The following is a 20,753-nucleotide window of genomic DNA, read 5'->3' on the forward strand; positions in this document are numbered from 1 at the left end:
AAATATGCCAGAACTACCAGAAGTTCAAATTGTTATTAATGAATTATCTAAAACTGTATTAAATAAAAAGATATTAGATATAAACATTATAAATCCAAAAATTTTAAAAAATTCTTCACCTAAAGAGTTTTGTAATTTTTTAATAAACGAAAAAATTAAAAAAATTACTCGTTTGGGGAAATATATTATATTTCACTTAACTAATAAAAAAATTTTAGTTTCTCATTTGAGAATGGAGGGAAAATATTATTTCGAATCTGCTAAAGATGAATATGATAAAAAACATGTACTAATAAAATTTATTTTTTCAAAATATGAATTAAGATATCATGATACAAGAAGATTTGGAACATTAAATATATATAATGAAACTAATTATTTAAATTCCAAAGAACTTAAAAAAATAGCACTAGATCCATTGGATAAAAATTTTGACTCAAAATATTTATTTAAAAACATACATAATTTTAATAGAGCTATAAAAACTATATTATTAGATCAAACAAAAGTTTCGGGAATTGGAAATATATATGCAGATGAAATTTTATTTGCTTCAAATATTCATCCTTTAAAACCATCTAATCAAATTACAGAGAATGAATGTAAATTATTAGTTAAAAATAGCAAAATTATTTTGAAAGATTCAATTGCTAATAATGGAACAACTATTGCTTCATACAAATTTAAAAAAAATCATACTGGTTCTTATCAAGAAAAATTAAAAGTTCATACAAAAGTAAATAATCCTTGTCCTAGATGTAAAACTAAAATTGTAAAAATAAAGGTTAATGGTAGAGGCACATATTATTGCCCTAAATGCCAAATTTTATAATGATTATTTGTGTTACTGGTCAATCAGGTGTTGGTAAAACTACAATTTTGAATTTACTATCTAAAAAATATTATGTGGAATTCTTAGATAATTTAATTCATACTGAATACAAAGTTAATAATCAAGGTTATAACCTTATTAAAGAACATTTTGGAATCAAATATGTTGATTCGAATAAGGTAAATAGAAAAAAACTAGGTCAATTAGTTTTTTCAGATAAACATTTATTAAACAAATTAAATAATATTCTTGAACCGCTTATAATAAAAATAATTTTGAATATTAAAAAAAAATATAAAAATTCTTTAGTTTTAGTTGAAGGTGGAGCAATATTAAACAATTTTGAAAAATATGCAAATTTGTTTGATAAGTTTATTTTAATTAAAGCTCCAAAAAAATTTATTAAAGAAAATAATAATATTAAATTTGCTCATATAGATAACGACATTTATAAATACTTAAAAGTTAACATATCTAATAGTTTTTTTGATTTAATTATTTTAAATAATAAATCTCCAGAATTGTGTGCTAAAAAGATAGAAATTTTCTTAAATAAATTAAAGAAATAAATATTTTTTTAAGTATTTTTTTAGGTAAGAATATTTTTTTCCACTAATTGTGGAAAATTCATTATTTTTTTTAAAAAACCCATAAAAACAACCATTTTTTTAAATTTTAATGTGGAAAATTAAAAGTAAAATTTATATTTTTTTAAACATAATGCATTTTTTAAAATATCTATTTTTTTAAAAACACTTTTTGTGTATATACTTATAGCGCTTAACATACATATTTTTAGATTAAAAATATTAAAAATAGAGGTAAATAATATATGCAAGTTACTGCTATTGAGATTAAGAAAATTAGCTATGTTATTTACTGCTCATTTGATTTTTCTTATTCTAAAAAGCAATTAACAAATATGTATGGACCTATTGTGGGAAATGATGCTATATACCTATACCAATGACTAATTGATGAGTTTGATATTCAAAATAATTTAAAAGGTATTTCAAGTTCTATAGATCGTGTTTTAAAGTGTTTAAACATAAATCAAGAAGAATTTTCAACAATTAGAGAAAAATTGGAAGCTATAAATTTAATAAATACTTATTTAGAAGAAGATTACAATAAAAAAATTTTTCATATTCAAATAAATAAACCGTTAACATGAATTGAATTTAATGCAAATGAAAAATTAAGACATCTATTAATAAATAAAATAGGTATTTCTGAATATGAAAGAATTTCTTTAGCATTCATATCAAATAGAATGCCTGAAAATGTTTTAAATATTTCTGCAACATTTAATACAATTTTTAATGATGAAAAAATTAATTCATTAAAAACTTTTAATTTTGAAAATTTATACAATTCTTTAAATCTTGATTTGAAAGAACCTGTAATTATAAACGAAAATGCTAAATTAGTTATTGAGACATATTTTAAATCTCATAATTTGTCATTAAATGAAATTAGATTTTGTGTGAATAACTCAATAATAAAAATGCCTGATGAAAAATTTTTTAAAGTTGATATTAATAAGTTAAGTGACCAATTTAAATTATTAGTTAATAGTTCTCCTAATATTGAAAAATTTGAATATATGAAAATAAATCGTAATTTGAATTTGTTCAAAAAAAATATTTCATCTTGAAATAAAGAATTAATTTTTGCAGATTATAAAAATATTAATTCTGAACATTATTTGTCTTCAATTCAAAAATCATCACTTTCTAAAAATCAAAAAGATATGATAAATAATTTAAGAAATTTTTCACATTTGCAAGATGAAGTTATAAATATATTGACTGATTTTATGTTTTTTAAAACAAAAGGGAAATACATTATTAGTTATTTGCAAAAACTATCAGATACCATTAATTGTTTAAATTTAAATTCATTAGAAGAAATTTTAATTCATTTGCAAAATGCATACATGAATTCAAAAAATAAATTTAATTTTAAAACTAATGAAAACAATTTTGAAAAAAATAAGAATATAAAAGAAAAAGAATTAACTATTGTTGAAAACAAATTAAATATTGCAAGTGATTTAAATTTAGACGAAGCATTCAATATAGAAAATATTTATGTCCAAAATAAATAATAATAAAAAAAATAAACATAATTCAAAAACATTTAAAAATGAAATTGATAATATTCAATCTTTTTTAAATAATATTTTTGATTATTCAAAAGAAGCAGATAAGTTTATTAAAATAATGAAAGATTCAAACTTATTTTCTAGCTTAAATATTACTGATTTGCAATATGAAAAAAATGTTTTTAATTTGTGAAAAATTTATGAAGATAATCTTAAATGTGATTCTTCTAATTTAAATACGTGCACAAATGTTGATGGCTATCATTTATGACCTAAATTTGTGAAAAACGATCAAATAATAATTTATAAAATTATTTGTCAAAAGCATCAAAATCAATTAGAAAAAAACAAATATATAAAAAGATATGTTTGAAAAACATTTGATAGCAACTTAATTAATTTGTTTATTAATGAACAAAATATTAATAAAAATTGAGATCAATCTAGAATATCTATTTTAGATTATATGACTAAGTTTCATGATGAATTGCTAAATTCAAATGAAATAAAAACAAAGGGTTTTTATTTGTATGGTTCAAGTGGAGTAGGAAAAACTTATTTATGCGTTTTGTTATGCAACACAATTGCTAAAAATATGACATTAATTAATAAAAAAATTTCTATTTGTTTTTTAAATTTACCAGATTTGATTAACAAATTAACTGAAAAATTTTCAGAAGGCATTAGTGTTGATATAGAAATTAAAAAAATAATTAATGCTGATTTATTAGTTTTTGATGATATTGGAGCTGAAATTCCAAAAGAATGATTTTTTAATAATCATTTAACAAGAATTTTAACGTTGAGGAGCGAGCAACAAAAATCTACAATTTTTATTAGTAACTATAGTTTGTCTGAATTAAAACAATATTATTTAAAATCTAGATCAGCAAAATTTGATAATAAAACAATTGAAAGAGTTTTAAGTAGAATTCACAATTTGATAGGCAACAATATTTTTGAATTAAAAGGAAAAGATTATAGAAAATCAAATCAATAAATTATTTTCACAATTGATAAATTTTTTAATTTGTTTAAGTATAATTAACTAAGATAAAACCTAGGATGGCGGAATGGCAGACGCAGTAGACTCAAAATCTACCGATGGCAACATCTTGTGAGTTCAAGTCTCATTCCTAGGACCATTTTTAAATTAACTAAAAATAAAAGATACAAAATTTACATTTTTTGTGTCTTTTATTTTTTTTCATTTACACAATTGTTTATATATAAATTTTCTTAAACAAAAGTACAAAAAAATAATGGTTAATTATGATGCTTATTGTTATTTTGATGCTGATAATGTTTTGAATAAAAATTGACTTAAAGAAATTGTTGCTAAATTAGAAAATGGTTATGATGTTGCAACATCTTATTTAAATTCTTTAAATTTTTAAAAAATTGAATTATTGCAAGCTATAAAATTTTGTTTTATTTAAATTACAATACTACACTTTGATTTTAATATTAATAATAGGAAGATTGTATTCAACTTTTTTATTTTTTTCATTAGTCATTTTTCAAAAGAAAAAACAATAAATTCTAAAAAAATAAAATTATTTTTTATGCTTTTTTTATCTAATTTTTACGTTCACATTAATACTTATTTCATTTATTGAATTATTTAAAAAAATGTGTCTTCCAATCTTATACCAATAGAAATAAAAAATAAATCTCTAAGTAATTTAAATTTTAAATTTCCAAAATTTAATAATGCTATAATTTAGTAAATTTTACTTACAAACAGCATATATTTATTTACATTTGAAATTAATAAATTAAATATGAAAAATAATTTTTTAAATTTTAAGTTATTTTACCGACCATACACTTCACCAATAAATCAAATTAAAATTACAAATTTATTATTCGATATTTTAAATGTAAACAATGTTTTAGATTGTAGAGAAAAGAATTTAAAACCATATTATTCTATTGAACATGAAAAAGATTTTTTGGCTTACAAATTTGAAATATTATCCAATTGAATTAAAAAAAATGAATTTTACAATAATTGATACACTTTAAATTTAAATAAAATTATTAAACTTTTGAATATAAAAAATTTTTTTAATAGTTTGGAAATAGATTATATTAATAAAATTAATTCTTTAGATTTTGAAAACAAAAGAATTTATAAAAAAATAATAGTAGATTTCTCATTAAATAAAAATGAATATGCATTATTTTCAATAGATGAAATTAGTTTATTTCAAGTTGATATCAAAGATCAAAAATCAAAAAATCTTTTAGGTAATAATTTTAAATTGTATGTGACAAATAAAGCAATAGTAGTTACAAATAATATTTACAAAATTAGAATTTCTTATAGTGATTCTTTATCTTTTAAATTAATAGATGAAGGAATATATTGATATGCAAAGAATATTGATTTTATTTTTCAAACTCACGATAAATATTTATTGTATGAGTATATAAAAAAAATGTTTTTTGATAATTTGAAAAAATCTAAGAAAAAATTATTTTGTTGACCTAAAGGATATTTAAACAGATAAATTAATTAAACAAATTAGATGTCATACTATATTTTTGAAAAAAAATTAATATTGGAATTGAAAACAAAGATATTAGTACAAATTTAATTAAATTAAAAAATGAATATAGGCCAAAAATTCCGGCTCAATAATTAGGTATTCCTAATAAATAAATATGTAAATTAGGATTTTCGTTATAAATTTTACTTGTTTCTATAAAATTTATATTTGTAAACAATCCAGGTGAAATTCATCATCAATATAATGGAGTAAATAATATTCCATTCAATATTGTTAAAAATAAAGTTAAAAAAATTATAGATAAAAACCATATATAAATTCATTTTGTTTTTTTAGGTTTTATATTTTCATTTTTTTCTACAATATATTTAAAAAATGAAAAAATTAGAATAGTAAGTAAATTACTGATTAATAAAATTAATATACCTATTCAATTTGAAGCATTTCATGCAAAATGTAAAATTGCATTAATGAAACCACTTAATAAAGCTCATTTTAAAGAACAAATAAATATTATTGGTATTATAAATATTATAGATATATCAATATCTAGCGACATTTGTGCAAAAAAAGGAATTTTTATAAATGTTCCAATGAATGCAAACAATGTAGAAATTCCTAACATGCAAGCACAAAAAACTAGTTTAAAATTATTTGTAAATTGATTTTGTTTTTCTTTTTTTTTATTTTTTTTAAATCACATATTTATCAATTTTTGTATTTTTAAATAAATAAACAGGGAATTAAAAAAATGTTTTTATGAAAAATTAAAAACAATTCTTAAAAATAAAAAAATAATCTTCTTCCATCCGGACTTTTACCGTCGGCTTTGGAATTTAACCAAATCTGCTTTCGCTCGCGGGCTATAACCGCCGATTAGGAATTACACCTTACCCTGAAGATTTATTTATTAGAATAAATATTAACATTATTTTTAATTTTATGTTTGAATTAACAATTAAATTACTTTTGTGAAGTTTAATTGAATAATAATATAATTTAATAAATAAAAATTATTTATTTTTAAATACATGGTGATTTATGAGTAGTTTTAAATTAAATGTAAAAATAGAAATTCCAAAAAAATCAAGTGTAAAGTATGAATTTGATAGAAAAAGTGGAGAAATTATTGTAGATAGAATTTTATATGGTTCAGATTATTATCCACAAAATTATGGATTTATTAAAGAGGCTCTAGATTGAGATGGAGATGAATTAGATTGTTTAGTTATTAGTGATCAAAGTTTCATGCCTGGCGTTATTGTTCCAACTCGCATTATTGGTGCTATGGAAATGATTGATGGTGGAGAAACAGATACGAAATTAATTGGAGTTATTGATTGCGATCCTAGATATAGTCATATTAATTCTTTAAAAGATATTAATAATCATTTATTAGATGAAATTAAAGTGTTTTTTGAAACTTATAAAATATTACAAAAAAAATCAGTAAATATTATTGGTTTTCAAGATGTAGATTGAGCAATTAAAGAATATAAAGAATGCGTCGAATTAATGAATAATTATGGTTCAATGTCTAAAGAAGATTTTTTAACTAAAATGCAAAAAGAACATCCTGAAAAATATAAAAAATAATTATTAATAATTTATTAAATAAATATATTTATTAAATGCTTAAATCAATTATTATTGAAAAATATAAAACAAAAATTTATGAATATTTAACTCATATTTTTACATTTTGTTTTTTAAAATTGCAAAAACAATTAAATTAATAAGTAAATAATGTTTTTTTTCCATATAAAAATATAGAATAGATTAATAAACAATTCTTTATTGCCAGACTAACAATTTCTTTGAAGATAGTTTAATTTATTAAATTCAAGGAAATTCTAAATATGGAAAATGCAATTATGATTGTTTATTATTTTTCCATAGGTTTTGCAATATTATTCTTACTAATAAATTTTTTTGATTATATATTTGTAATTTTAGGTATTTTTCATTTTAGAAAAAAGAAGGATAATACAAAAAAATATTTGCTAAATAAAAGGATAGCGATAATAACTGCCGCCAAAAATGAAGAGCTAGTTATTAAACATATTATTAAATCTATAATTAACCAAAATTATGATTTAAATCTATTTAAGTTATATGTGGTTGCTGATAATTGTACAGATAAAACTGCAATTATAGCTAAAACTTTTCAAAGAAAATATCCAAATAATGTTTTGGTATTAGAACGTTTTAATGATAAACAAAAGGGTGCAAATTTTGCAATACAATATGCACTTAAATATATTAAAGATTCTAATACAAATTATGATGCTTATTGTTATTTTGATGCAGACAACGTTTTGGATAAAAATTGACTTAAAGAAGTTGTTGCTAAATTAGAAGATGGTTATGATGTTGTAACATCTTATCGAAATTCTTTAAATTTTGAAAAAAATTGAATTACTGCAAGCTATGGAATTCAATTTATAAAAGAGTCTAATTACATAAATAAATTTCGTGAAAAATTTAAAATGACAAGTTGAATTAATGGAACTGGTTTTTGTTTTACTAATAAAATTTTAAAACTTACAAATTATTGAGATTTTAATAGTTTGTCACATGATATAGAATTTACACAATTTTTAGCTTTAAATAATATTAAATGTGGTTATGCGGAAAATGCCTTATTTTATGATGAACAACCTGTAAAATTTAAAGATTCTTACAAACAAAGATTGCGTTGATCTAAAGGGTTTTTACAAGTTTTTAAATTGTATGGTGGCAAAGAATTTAAAAACTTTTTCACATTTAATTTTTTTAGAAAAAAAATTAATAAAAAATTAATTAACAAAAAAAGCATATATGCTAATTTTGCAGCTATTTTTCCGCAAATTTTATTTCTAGTTGTTAATATGTTTTTTTATATTGCAATTTCTATTATGCTTTCACTTGATAAAAGTTGAGATGAAAACATTGAATTTGCAAAAATTCAATATTATATATTAACTCCTATATTAATTTTTGCAGGATTATATGCGACATTTTTATTATTTTCTTTAACTGTAATTATTAAAGAAAGAAAATTAATAAATTGTTCAACAAGAAAAACAATTTTGTACGCTTTTTTGTATCCAATTTTTATGTTTACATATATCCCTATTTCTATAGTAGCAATTTTCAAAAAAAATATTTCAACTAATCCAATAATTAGGCAAAAACGTAATTAAAATTATTTTTTTACTTTATTGTTTATTTATTTTTGTTATATTTTTAAAGTTATTAATTTCAAACAAAATCAAAGAGAGATATAAAATAATGAATAATAATTCAATAATTACTATATTGTTGATAGTAGTAATTTCATTAATGGTTTTAGTTTCGATAATTTGATTTATTACTTTTTTAATTAAAAGAAATAAATTGAATAAAAATAATTCAACGTCTCCAGATAAGATAAATAATACACAAATAACAAATTATGAAAATCAAATTCAAGATTATCAATTTCAATTAAAAATGACTAAATTAGAAATTGAAAATAAAAATAAGGAAATTGAAAATTTAAAAGAAGTTAACAAAAAAGAAAAAGAATTTTTATTACGTGAAAAAAATTATGCAATTGAACTTTTAAAAAATGATAAAGAACTTGAAATAAAAAAAATAAATGAAGAATATGAAAAAACAATAAAGCAATTAAAAAATCAAAAGGGTTATACACCTCAAGAAGTCGGCGCTAACCTAGAGGAATGAATAAACAATGAATATCAAAAAAGTTTTGGAATGCATTCTGATTGTGAATGAGAATATCAACCAACCCCTATTCCAAATGAAATAGATGGAAAAAGAACCAAACCCGATTTTGTGTGAAGAATTTTTTCTTCAGGTATCGATAATAAACAAGAAATTAATTCAATAGTTATTGAAGCTAAAAATAAATCAAATCTTGATATTAAGAGTATAAAGAACAATACAAAAATTTTAAAAACACTACAAATCAATCAAGACAATCATAATGCAGATATATCTTTATTAGTAACTAATTTAGATGAAGATAATGATTTCTTTATTAAAAAAATTGAGAATCAAGAATATAAAAATATGTATGCATGTCGCCCCGAAGCTTTAATTCCTTTTTTAAGTATGGTTTATTCTTTATATAAGAGACGAGAAAAATTAATTGAAAAAATTAAAAATCAAGGAATTAAGTTTCAAGAAGAAACAAAAATTTTAGAAAATTTTGAATTATTAAAAAAAGAAATTTTAGACAATCAAATTAAACATATAAACACAAAAGGTCAAGAAATTCAAAAGAAAGCAGAAACTATCGAAAGAAATGCTCGTGATATTATTGAGTCATTAAGAATTATGCTTAAACATTTAGGGATAGCAGAGACAAAAATAACTAATTTTGGAATAGAAGATATTGTTCATCAAATTTATGAATTAAAATCTTTTGATACATTAAATGAAAACCAAAATGAAATTTATCAATCAAAATCTTTTGATAGCTTAAATGAAAATCAATTAAATAGATTTAGCAATCAAAATTTTCAAAAAAATATTTATTAACTGACTAATTTAAATTTAACAAATAGAAATTATTATCATATAATTTAAAGCTGTTTAAAAAATACTTAAATTTAATTTAAACAATTCATATAAATTATTTTTTGTATTTTGCTAAATTTAATCTATTTATCATGAAAAGAAAAATAAATTTTAAAAAATTTTTAAGTTTAATAACATTTATAGTTATTCTTGGAGTATCTACTTTTTCCATTTTGAGTTGTTCAAATGAAAATTCAACTCAAAATCCAAATAAACCAGAAGAACCAAGTACTCCACCAGTTACCCCACCAGATCCAGAAAAACCAATAGAACCTGTTACTCCAGGCAATCCATATTATCAACATTATTCTGGTTTGGCCACTCCAAATCCAAATTATCCTGATAAGGATCCTTATAATTCTTTTTTAGTATCTCCTGGACCTCCACATACTTCTCATTATCAACCATCACAGGGAATTGAAAGAGGTAGCCAACCATCAAAGGGTATTTTATATACAGAACAAGATAAAAAAAACATTCTTAGATCTTTTTCTTCTGTATTTGAGCGTAGTGATTCATCACCAAATGGAACTAGCTGAATTTTAGATTATAAAATTCCAGATGGAATAGAATCTGAAACAAATATTACTTATACAGATGATAATTATCCATTAACTTGATATTTTGGAACTAATTCTCACGTTCTAGATGATTTAAGATTACCAAATGATACTTTATATCCTCACATTGATCCTACAGTAGATACTGATGCTAAAAAACAAACTAATACAATTCTTCTTCGCAACCCAATTTCTTATAATCTTTTTGAAAAAAATGAAGATCCAAGATTAAATTTTGACTATAGTAATGTTGTAACAACAAGTACAGTATATTTAAAAATATTTGATGATGAAGATAAAAATCATGAAAATCCAAGAGCTAAAAGAATTTTTTTAGGTAATGATTTTTTATCTACAAGTCCAAAAGATTTCAATACATGTGATAATTTTAAAAAATATGAAGAATACGCTGACTTTGCTGTTTGAGAATACACTTTTAGAACTTCAAAAGAAGCAAAAGAAGTAACTTATAATTACGCAAACAATAAACCAGAAGATAAATTTAAATATAAAAAAACTGATTTATTACATGATCCTAGTGCATTGCCAGATGGAACAGTATATCAAGTTGGATATCCACAAGTTGGTAATAATTTTGAAATGAATGTAAATCGTCCAAAAGATGATGAATCTGGAAAAGGATCTACATTATCAACATCTATAAACTACAACAACATTGATGGTCATCCGGGTTTATTAGACAATTCACTTGGTCTTGCATCATGATTGTTGGGTTATCAATATGAAGATAAATTACCATATTTACCATGAGGTTTAAATTATGCAACTAATTATGGAAATATGGCCGGTGGATCATCTGGTAGTTTAATAACTGATAGCGAAGGTTATGCATGAAGTATTCATTATGCTTCAGATAATGAGGCAGTTACAGGTTTATCACAAGCTTTTTATAGTAAAGGTTATGATTATAAAGGTAAATGAGGTAAATATAATTTGCCTGGTTATGACTTAATATCTGGGTATGAAAAAGACCCGAATGAATTTCCACTTCAAAAGACTTCTTATCGCGACAATTTAATTAAATTGTATGGCAAAAACAAAACAAACTATAGAACTAATTTGTTTCCTAATGGTGTGAATCGAAGCTAATTTTTTTAACAAACAAAATTAAAAAAAATGAATATTAAATTTTTAAGTTTATCTGTTTTTTAAAACTAAAACTTTGCTTTTTTTTTTTTTTTTTAAAATACTTCATTAATATTTCATTAGTTGTAGTAGGTGAAAATATGAAATTTAATTCAAAACAATTTAAAAAAGTTTTTCTTATTTTTTGAATTTTATTAATATCTATTTTTTCTATTGGAACTACCATAAATCAATTAAATAAAGATCATTTAAACAATGTTAGTTTATCTAATAATGTCAATGAATTGAATCATATTCATAATGAAAATTGCAATCATGATGATTTAACTAAAAATATTAATGTTGGCAATGGTTTTTTAGATGTTAGTTTAACTCCTATTCATTTTACAGGTAAAGATAATTACGTTTGATTGTTATATAGCGAAGGAATAAAAGAAGAAGATTGAACGAATTATATAAACTTTTTATATCGGGCTTTTGAAAAAATATTTTCAATTGAACCAATGAATAAGTTTGCTAATTTTATTAATGTGTATGCAACTAATACCATTTCAAATGAAAATTATTCTGGTTTGGGTAATTTAGACACTTTTTTTAAATTGGAATATAGAATTACGAATAGCATGAAACCATTTGATGGAACAAAAACTCAATATATTATTGATTCAATACGTAAACAATTATTCTTAAATTATTTTTCACAAGATACAAAATTATTTCATGAAAGTATTCTTGTAGGTAGTAAAGGTTGAAATAAATTTAGATCTTTTGCTTTATCAGGAAAAACTTATTCTTATATAAGCTTACATAGTGAAGACAATTTTAAACATGCATCAAATGTAATTTTGCATGAAGCATCTCATGCTTTTGGTTATTTAAACGATGAATACGAAAGTTCTGCTGGCGGTTCAAGAAATGCAGTACCAACTTTAGAAAAAGCTAAAGAAAATTGATCCGAATTTGTTAATTATGTTTGATATCAACCAGAATATTTTACAGATAATTTAAAAATGTGAAATGTAATTGATTACCATAAATCTTCTAATAAGTATATCCCTAGTGATCCTTATGGTTATCCAGAATGCATAATGTACAATAGTGGTGCTAGTCGTGTAGGTTTTTGTCCTGTTTGTAGATATTATATGTTTGATAGATTGAATGAATCTTTTGATAATAAATATGATTGATTTTGATTAAAACCTAATGTAGTTTTTGATTCGAACGGTGATCCATATTTTAGAACAGTTTATAAAAACTATACAAACCAAACAAAAAATATAAAAATTAAAATTTGAGATAACGCTAAAAATAAAACATATGAAGAAACTTTTAGTATAACACCAAATAAAAACCCTCAAAAAATTCTTATAGGTAATCAATCTTTAGATGACGCACTTCAAAATTCTATTATCAATTCAAACACTCAATGACAAATTATTGATACTGATGAAAACAAAGTAATTTATAGTTCTGAAGAACAATATTTAAATATTTCATTAAAATTTGTTGATGAAAACAATGAAAATTTATCAAATGATAATTTAACAATTAATAAAGAACAAAAACTTAAAATTTTAAAAAATAGTAACTTTAAAATTGATCCTCCATATATACGAGGATATAAATTTATTAACGAATTAAATGAATTAAATTTAGATAACATTAATGAAGAAAAAACAGTAACTTTAAAATATAAAAAATTAAATTCTAAAGAAATTACATTAAATTTAATGGATATGAATAATCAAGCAGTTATTCAAAATAAAAAATTTAAAGTTTATGAAAATGAATCTTTTATTCCTAGTGATTATGAATGGAGAATTAATTATGGATCAGGTTATTATGGAAAACCATTAAATAATAATTCATTAAGTTATGATGCAATATCTGATTCTAATAACATTGTTACATATGTAAAATCGTATTACGCTAGAATAGAATATGTGGGTAAACAAACATATAAACTTGGAGAAGAGCATCCTACATATTGGCAAGATTTGATTAAAACCTATAAAACATATAAAAATATGGGTAGTTCAGATATAGTTTATGCATATAATGTTGAATTCAAACAATGAGATTATAAAAGCACAGTAGATTGAAATACACCTACTCTATATAAATTATGTATTAGCTGAGATGATTCATTTTTTGATTACGAGTTAAATGAACAAATAAAACTTCCGATTTCTGGTGAATTTTATATGGCAGTAGTTGATGAAAATGGTAATATTCCAGGTTTAAATGATTTTCCCCCATCTGAACCTAGTAATCCAAATCCAGAACCTAAACCTGAAGTTCCACCAACACCATCAATTCCTGAAGAAAAACCAGAAAAACCCAATCCACCTATTGTTCCAGAAGAACCAATAATTCCAGAAGTGCCATCTGAACCTACACCACCAAAACCAAGCGAAAATCAAACAATAACTTCTGCAATTAATAATATAAAACAAATTAATGCTAATAAGAATAAAACAGAAAGTGATTTTAAGATTATATTAGATATTAATGAACAAAAATCTAAGTGATCGAAAGAAGAACAAGAATATTTCATTCAGCAATGTAAAGAAACTAATATTGATTTTGATAACTTAGTATTAGAAGCACAAAACTTTGTTAATAATAATTCTAATAACAATTCATCAAACAATCTTTTATGGTTAATTAGTATTCCGGTTGTGATAATTTTACTTGCTGGAGTATTTATTGCAATTCATTTAATTAAGAAAAAAAATAAAACGTTAATAAATTAATTTTTTAACTTAGATCAAATTTCAATATTTATAAAATTTTTAACAAATTAAAAAGTTAAAAAAATACAAATTTAAAATAAATTAATTAATGATTTATTCAAATATTTTAGTTTAATTTTTATTAAATTTTATATTATATATACATGTTATAATTATATGGATTATTAATAACATAACAATTTATATTTATATTATTTTCAAGGTATTAAAAATGGCAAATCAAAGTGAATTGATTAAGCAATTAAGAGCTATGACTCAAGCTGGTTTCATGGATTGCAAAAAAGCTTTAGATAACACAAACAATGATTTAGATGCAGCAGTAAAATGATTGCGCGAAAATGGAATAGCTAAAGCAGCTAAAAAAGTAGATAGTGTTGCCGCTGAAGGAATTATAGCTCTTAAAAATAATGAGAAAAAAGCAATCATGTTAGAAATAAATTCTCAAACTGATTTTGTTTCTAAAAATGATTTATTTTTGAATTTTGTTTCAAATTTATCAAACACAGTATTTGAAACTAATTTAGAAGATGTTCAAAAAATTAGAGAATTAAAACTAGAAACAAGTAAATCAATTGAAGAAACTGAAATTGAACTAACTGCAACTATTGGGGAAAAAATTTCATTAAGAAGAGTGGCTAATGTTAATATTAATTCTGATGAATCTGTAAGTACTTATTTACATGCAAATAAACGTATTGGAGTTATTGTTGTAACTTCGGCTACTAATAATTTAGAATTTTTGAAACATTTAGCAATGCATATTGCCGCAAATAATCCAAAGTTTGTTAATAAAGATAATGTTGAATCAACATGACTTGAAAATGAAAAACAATTGATTGATTCTCAAGTTAGAATGGATGATGCTGTAAAAGAAAAAATTGCAAAAGCTCCAGCAGATAAAAAAGATAATTTATTAAATACTATTATTGATGGAAGAGTTAACAAATTATTAATTGAATCTTGCCTAGAATCACAACCATATTTGATTGATAATTCCAAAAAAGTAAGTGATGTATTAAAAGAAAATAATGTTGTTATTAAAAAATTCATTAGATTTGAAGTTGGAGAAGGAATTGAAAAAAAAGTTGATAATTTTGCTGAAGAAGTGAAATCTCAAATGAACAAATAAGTAGATTGTATCTATGAAGAAAACAAGAAAAACTAGAATTTTAATAAAAATTAGTGGTAGTTCTTTGCAAAATCCTAACACAACTGATACATTTGATTTAAAACGTTTGGATAATTTATGTAAACAAATTGCCATTTTACACAAAAAATATGAAATTGGAATTGTTGTTGGTGGCGGAAATATTTGAAGAGGAAAGTTATCTAAAGATCTAAGAATGGATCAGCGAAGAGCTGATTATATTGGAATGGTTGCAACAATTATTAATGCATCTTTGATTGATACTCAATTAGATGTTTATAATGTAAAAAGTTGTGTTTTGTCATCTATTCCTTGTCCACATTTAACTAATATTATTACTCCAGACAATATTGATAATGCATTTAGTGAAAATAAAGTAGTTATTTTTGCTGGCGGAATTGGTGCTCCATTTTTTACAACTGACACAGGTGCAGCATTAAGAGCAATTGAAATAAATGCAAAATTAATTTTAGTTGGTAAAGATGGAGTTGATGGAGTTTATAGTTCAGATCCTAAAAAAAATCCAAATGCTAAATTTTATTCAAAATTAACTTTTAAACAAGCATTAAAAGAAAAATTATCTATAATGGATTTAACTTCATTTACAATGTGTCAAGAAAATGATATTGAACTTATTATTTTTAATATTGAAAAACCAAATTCAATTATTAATGCAATCAGCGGAAAAATAAAAAGAACATTAGTTTCAACAAATTAAGGAATATGATTTATTTATGGAATTAAAAGATTATGAATCGATGTTTAACGATTTAGCTAATAAAAAAATTGAATGATTGAAAACTGAATTACATAAAATTCGTTCAGGTAGAGCTATGCCTAACATGGTTGATAATATTCGTGTTGAATACTACGGTGAAATGACTCCAATGAATCAAATAGCTCAAATTCAAATTCCTGAACCTAGAGAAATATTAATAAAACCATATGATAAATCAAGTATAGGTGCAATTCAAACAGCTTTGAGCAAACCTGAATTACATTTTAATTCACAAGTTGATGGTGATAAAATTAGAATCAAGTTACCACAATTAACTGAAGAAAATCGTAAAGAGTATGTAAAACATTCAAAACAAATTGGCGAAAAATGTAAACAAGAAATTCGTTTAATTCGAAGAGATGTTTTGCAAAAAATTAAACAAGATAAACATGAAGATGAAGATTTTGTAAGATTTTTAGAAGATGAAGTTGAAAAAATAACTAAAAAATTTAATAGTGAGTTAGATTCTATTATTCAAGCAAAAGAAAAAGAGTTAACAACTTTATAAACTTAAATATTTTTATGAATATTCCAACACATATAGCTTTTATTATGGATGGCAATGGTCGATGAGCAAAAAACCAAAATAAAAAAAGAGTTTTTGGTCATTACGAAGGTGCAAAAAGATTAAAAGATATTGTTAATTTTTCTGTTGAAAAAAAAATTAAATTTGTTTCATTTTTTGCTTTTGGAATTGATAATTGAAAGCGGCCTAATAGCGAAGTTTTGTATATTTGAAATCTTGTCAAAAAATTTCTAACAAAAAAATCAATTAAATGGTTAATGGACAATAATGTTAGATTTAGATGAATTGGTTTTCCTGATAAAATTATTAAAAAAGAAATATTAAAACTCTTAAATGATGTTGTTAATTTAACTAAAAATAATAATGGAACTTCAATTAATTTATTCATGAATTATAGTGGGCGAGCTGATATATTAAATGCTGTAAATTTGTTAAAAAATAATTCAGAAAAAATAACAGAAAAAAAATTTAATAGTAAATTATTAACAAGTGATTTGCCTGATGTTGACTTATTAATTAGAACAAGTGGCGAAGAAAGAATTAGTAATTTTATGTTATGACAAATAAGTTATTCTGAAATTATTTTTTCAAAATTAATGTGACCTGAATTTGGTGTTAAAAATTTTATTGATTGTATTAATATTTATAATAAAAGAGTTAGAAGATTTGGAGGTTTGTAAAAATGAAAATTAATAAAAAACCCCAATCAAGACTTTTAGTTTCTTTATATTTAATTATTTATCTAATTTTATTACTAACATTTTCTGCATTGAGTGATAGTTTTAATAGTTGATCTCCTTGGTCGCCAACATTAGTTGAACCGAAAGCTTATGATTTAATTACATCAGATCATTTTACTACTACCATATTAACATTTAAAGATACATATGAAAATGCAGCAACTAGATTTGCAATGGCATTTATATCTGTTACTTTAATTGCAATGTTAGGTTATTTCTTTTCAAAAGAATTAAATAAACTAATTTTTAAAAATAATAAAGGTTCTTTTTATTCTATATTAGGTTCTTTTGTTTTTAGTTTTTATTTAATATCTATGATTTATATTGTTCCTTTGTATTTTTTTAATAGTCAAATAGATCCTAATCAACCAGAATTATCAATGGACGTAGGTAGAAATATAAATCTTGATTTTTGATTTGGAAATATTAGAGTTTATGATGGACAAAGTTTTGCTTTATTTGGTTTAATTATCACTTCAATATGTGTATTTTTTATGTTGTTAATTATTGATTTTGTTTTGCTTTTTGTTTATAAAATAATTAATAGAAAAAACATTTTTGCATTATTGTTTATTCACCTAATTACAATTTTTGGAATGATTACTGTTTCTTATATTTTGATTGTACGTGGTTGAACAACTTTATTGTTAATTGGTGCTATAGCTAGTTTAACAGATGTATTTGCATATTTGTTTGGTAAAAAATTTGGTCACAAGCAATTGGTAGCAACAATTAGTCCAAATAAAACATGAACCGGAGCCATTTGTGGAATTTTATTTGCTTCATTATCAATAATTTTAATTATTTTGTTGTATGCTATTCCAAGTTTTAAAGCTATTCTTGTTGATAATCCTAGTGCTTATGAGATGGCCCCCCAAAAATATGATCCTCATAACTTAATAACTAATTTATTTGTTGTTACTTTTAGTTTAACTGGAGCCACATTTAAAGTTTATTGATGAGCAACAACGATTATGTTTATTATTTTTTTATCAATTATTTCAATTATAGGTGATTTATCATTTAGTTTTATTAAACGTAAATATCAAATAAAAGATTATGGTGATTTTTTAGGTAAACATGGTGGTTTTTTAGATAGATTTGATTCTATGGCACTGATTTTCTTTACATACATGCTTTATTTATTATTTGTTTTTATTATTTCAGGAAGATCAATGCTTGCTCCTAATACTTATGCCACAAATTTCGGAGCAAATAGTATAGTAGTTGGTTTGTAATATGAAAATTGTTATTTGCGGCGCCACAGGAAACATTGGACAACAAACAATTGATGTAGCAAAAAAATTTAATCACGAAATTGTCGGAATTACTTTTAATTCCCAACATGAAAAAGCCAAAGAAATTATTAAACAATTAAAAATTCCTTATTATTTGTGTCACAGTGATTCAAATAAAGGAAATGTCGAATCATTTGATGAATTATTAAAATTAACAAATCCTAAAATGGTCATAAATGCAATCAGTGGATATTTTGGATTAAATATAAGTTCAATTACATTAAAACATAAAATTGATTTAGGTTTAGCAAACAAAGAATCAATGGTGATGGCTGGACATTGATTAAATCAAATAGCTAAAAAAAATAAAGTATTAATTTATCCAATTGATAGCGAACATTCATCTTTTTATAAAGTATTAAAACATTTGAATAAAAATTCTATAAAAAATCTTATTATAACCGCAAGTGGTGGACCTTTTTGAGGTTATAGTAAGTCGCAATTAAAATCAATTGAGTTGAAGCAAGCATTAAACCATCCCACTTGAAAGATGGGACCTAAAATTAGTATAGATTCAGCGACATTAGCTAACAAAGCTTTTGAAATAATTGAGCTTTTTCATCTTTTTAAAAATAAAAATATTATTCCTATTAGGCATAAACAATCAATTGTTCATGCTATTGTTCAATTATCTGATAATTCATATATTTTTAACTCTTCCATACCAGATATGAAATTATCTATTCAATGATGCTTAGAGCAATATAAATTTTCCACTAATTCGATTATTAAACCTTTAAATTTAAATAATTTAAATCTTTCATTTGAAACAATTAATGAAAATGAATATCAACTAATAAAAATAGCAAAAGATGTTATAAATTATCCAAACACAACTAGAGGTGTTGTGTTTAATGTAGTTAATGATTTTGCTGTTGATTTGTTTTTAAATAAACAAATTGCTTTTTATCAAATTGTTCCTCTTATTATTAATTTCTATAATATGTATCCACATAAAAAAATTACAGGTTTGGTTTCAATTAATTTTTTAATTCCTAACTTAATTGAAAAGTTAAAATCTAATTGAAAAGATTTTTTGTAATATGAATTCTTTAAATATATTTTTGACAATATTAATTATTTTGTTTTCTGTAATAATTTGTTTAACAATACACGAATTAGGTCATTTTGTATTTGCAAAAATATTTAAAATGAATGTTAAAGAATTTTCAATTGGTTTTGGTCCCAAAATATGGCATACTTTTAGCAAAAAAAATTATATGCGTTTTTCAATTAGATTGTTGCCGCTTGGAGCATATGTTTTAATAGATTCAGAAGAATTAAGAGAAGCTTATTTAGAATCTCCAAATTCAAAAAAATATAATTTTTATTTAAGACCTAAACTTTATAATTTAATTTTGTTTAACGAAGCTTTTTATTGACAAAAAATAATTGTAATGCTTGGTGGAATTTTTTTTAATTTATTAGGTTTTGTGTTTTTTTGGGGAATTTGAAGCTTAATTAATTTGGGCTCATCTTTAATGTTGCTAGATTTTTTGAAAAATTTTTTTATAAATATTGGGAAATCATTTGTTTTTTATAATTTATGGAATTCAAACATAATCCCACCTATTCCTGGTACTCAAACTATAATAAATGGTGATTTTTTATTAAGATATTTAATTTCAATCAATTTAGGAACATCAATTTTAAATGTTATTACAATTTCGCCATTAGATGGTTGAAAAATTTTTCAAACTTCTTTTGAAAAAATATTTAATAAAAAATTATCAAGAAAAATTCAAGAAAGTTTGTCATTAATTGGTGTTATTATCATTTTATGAATTACAATTGGTAATATTGCCAACGCTATAGCATAG

At 22.4% G+C, this 20,753-nt stretch carries 19 protein-coding genes, 1 tRNA gene and 1 riboswitch; of the genes, 19 read left to right on the plus strand and 1 reads right to left on the minus strand.

Features of this window, described 5'->3' with window-relative positions; translation table 4 throughout:
• Positions 1-4 precede the first annotated feature (4 nt).
• The 7 genes from mutM (at position 5) to T397_RS0101150 (ending at position 5,455) form a co-directional block, all read left to right on the plus strand.
• Complete coding sequence (gene mutM, locus T397_RS0101120) at positions 5-832, plus strand: DNA-formamidopyrimidine glycosylase (protein ID WP_027123862.1); 828 nt, start codon at positions 5-7, stop codon at positions 830-832.
• Positions 817-1,401, plus strand: a complete 585-nt coding sequence (gene coaE, locus T397_RS04195; protein WP_052663051.1) for a dephospho-CoA kinase — start codon at positions 817-819, stop codon at positions 1,399-1,401. Before mutM ends, coaE begins: the two co-directional genes overlap by 16 nt.
• A gap of 263 nt (positions 1,402-1,664) precedes the next feature.
• Entirely contained in the window at positions 1,665-2,942 is a 1,278-nt protein-coding gene (locus T397_RS0101130; protein ID WP_027123863.1) for a replication initiation and membrane attachment family protein, read from the plus strand.
• Complete coding sequence (locus T397_RS0101135) at positions 2,926-3,939, plus strand: ATP-binding protein (protein WP_027123864.1); 1,014 nt, start codon at positions 2,926-2,928, stop codon at positions 3,937-3,939. Before T397_RS0101130 ends, T397_RS0101135 begins: the two co-directional genes overlap by 17 nt.
• A gap of 59 nt (positions 3,940-3,998) precedes the next feature.
• Positions 3,999-4,084 (plus strand) — tRNA-Leu (locus T397_RS0101140).
• A 117-nt stretch (positions 4,085-4,201) separates the two neighbouring features.
• Positions 4,202-4,336: a glycosyltransferase family protein gene (locus tag T397_RS04465; RefSeq protein ID WP_265736606.1), complete on the plus strand. Its 135-nt coding sequence runs from the start codon at positions 4,202-4,204 to the stop codon at positions 4,334-4,336.
• Between the two features lie 387 nt (positions 4,337-4,723).
• The gene (locus T397_RS0101150; RefSeq protein WP_027123866.1) at positions 4,724-5,455 is read left to right on the plus strand and encodes a hypothetical protein; all 732 of its coding nucleotides are present in this window, start codon (positions 4,724-4,726) and stop codon (positions 5,453-5,455) included.
• A 1-nt stretch (position 5,456) separates the two neighbouring features.
• Here T397_RS0101150 and T397_RS0101155 read toward each other — a convergent pair whose 3' ends face one another.
• Entirely contained in the window at positions 5,457-6,158 is a 702-nt protein-coding gene (locus T397_RS0101155; RefSeq protein ID WP_027123867.1) for an MPN527 family putative ECF transporter permease subunit, read from the minus strand.
• A 90-nt stretch (positions 6,159-6,248) separates the two neighbouring features.
• A riboswitch (FMN riboswitch) is annotated at positions 6,249-6,362 on the minus strand.
• Between the two features lie 134 nt (positions 6,363-6,496).
• Here T397_RS0101155 and T397_RS0101160 point away from each other — a divergent pair.
• The 12 genes from T397_RS0101160 (at position 6,497) to T397_RS0101225 (ending at position 20,753) form a co-directional block, all read left to right on the plus strand.
• Positions 6,497-7,051, plus strand: a complete 555-nt coding sequence (locus T397_RS0101160; protein ID WP_027123868.1) for an inorganic diphosphatase — start codon at positions 6,497-6,499, stop codon at positions 7,049-7,051.
• A 263-nt stretch (positions 7,052-7,314) separates the two neighbouring features.
• Entirely contained in the window at positions 7,315-8,640 is a 1,326-nt protein-coding gene (locus tag T397_RS0101170; RefSeq protein ID WP_036448587.1) for a glycosyltransferase family 2 protein, read from the plus strand.
• 88 nt (positions 8,641-8,728) lie between these two features.
• Positions 8,729-9,982, plus strand: coding sequence for a DUF2130 domain-containing protein (locus tag T397_RS0101175; RefSeq protein WP_027123870.1), 1,254 nt, complete (start codon positions 8,729-8,731; stop codon positions 9,980-9,982).
• Positions 9,983-10,113: 131 nt separating this feature from the next.
• Positions 10,114-11,691: an MIP family Ig-specific serine endopeptidase gene (locus T397_RS0101180; RefSeq protein WP_027123871.1), complete on the plus strand. Its 1,578-nt coding sequence runs from the start codon at positions 10,114-10,116 to the stop codon at positions 11,689-11,691.
• Between the two features lie 137 nt (positions 11,692-11,828).
• Positions 11,829-14,444, plus strand: coding sequence for a M64 family metallopeptidase (locus T397_RS0101190; RefSeq protein ID WP_027123873.1), 2,616 nt, complete (start codon positions 11,829-11,831; stop codon positions 14,442-14,444).
• A 211-nt stretch (positions 14,445-14,655) separates the two neighbouring features.
• A complete protein-coding gene (gene tsf, locus T397_RS0101195; protein ID WP_027123874.1) occupies positions 14,656-15,573 on the plus strand; it encodes a translation elongation factor Ts in 918 nt (305 codons plus the stop codon).
• 13 nt (positions 15,574-15,586) lie between these two features.
• Positions 15,587-16,309 (plus strand): UMP kinase, encoded by a 723-nt coding sequence (gene pyrH / locus T397_RS0101200; protein ID WP_027123875.1) that lies wholly within the window; start codon positions 15,587-15,589, stop codon positions 16,307-16,309.
• A 16-nt stretch (positions 16,310-16,325) separates the two neighbouring features.
• A complete protein-coding gene (gene frr / locus T397_RS0101205) occupies positions 16,326-16,877 on the plus strand; it encodes a ribosome recycling factor (protein ID WP_027123876.1) in 552 nt (183 codons plus the stop codon).
• A gap of 14 nt (positions 16,878-16,891) precedes the next feature.
• Positions 16,892-17,575 carry a polyprenyl diphosphate synthase gene (gene uppS, locus T397_RS03815; RefSeq protein ID WP_081794287.1) on the plus strand — a complete coding sequence of 228 codons (684 nt, stop codon included), beginning with the start codon at positions 16,892-16,894 and terminating at the stop codon, positions 17,573-17,575.
• A 2-nt stretch (positions 17,576-17,577) separates the two neighbouring features.
• Positions 17,578-18,873 carry a phosphatidate cytidylyltransferase gene (locus T397_RS04200; RefSeq protein WP_052663053.1) on the plus strand — a complete coding sequence of 432 codons (1,296 nt, stop codon included), beginning with the start codon at positions 17,578-17,580 and terminating at the stop codon, positions 18,871-18,873.
• Position 18,874: 1 nt separating this feature from the next.
• Positions 18,875-19,975 carry a hypothetical protein gene (locus tag T397_RS0101220; RefSeq protein ID WP_027123877.1) on the plus strand — a complete coding sequence of 367 codons (1,101 nt, stop codon included), beginning with the start codon at positions 18,875-18,877 and terminating at the stop codon, positions 19,973-19,975.
• A gap of 1 nt (position 19,976) precedes the next feature.
• The gene (locus T397_RS0101225; RefSeq protein ID WP_027123878.1) at positions 19,977-20,753 is read left to right on the plus strand and encodes a site-2 protease family protein; all 777 of its coding nucleotides are present in this window, start codon (positions 19,977-19,979) and stop codon (positions 20,751-20,753) included.

This window comes from Mycoplasmoides pirum ATCC 25960, from assembly GCF_000685905.1.
GTDB lineage: Bacteria > Bacillota_I > Bacilli_A > Mycoplasmatales > Mycoplasmoidaceae > Mycoplasmoides > Mycoplasmoides pirum.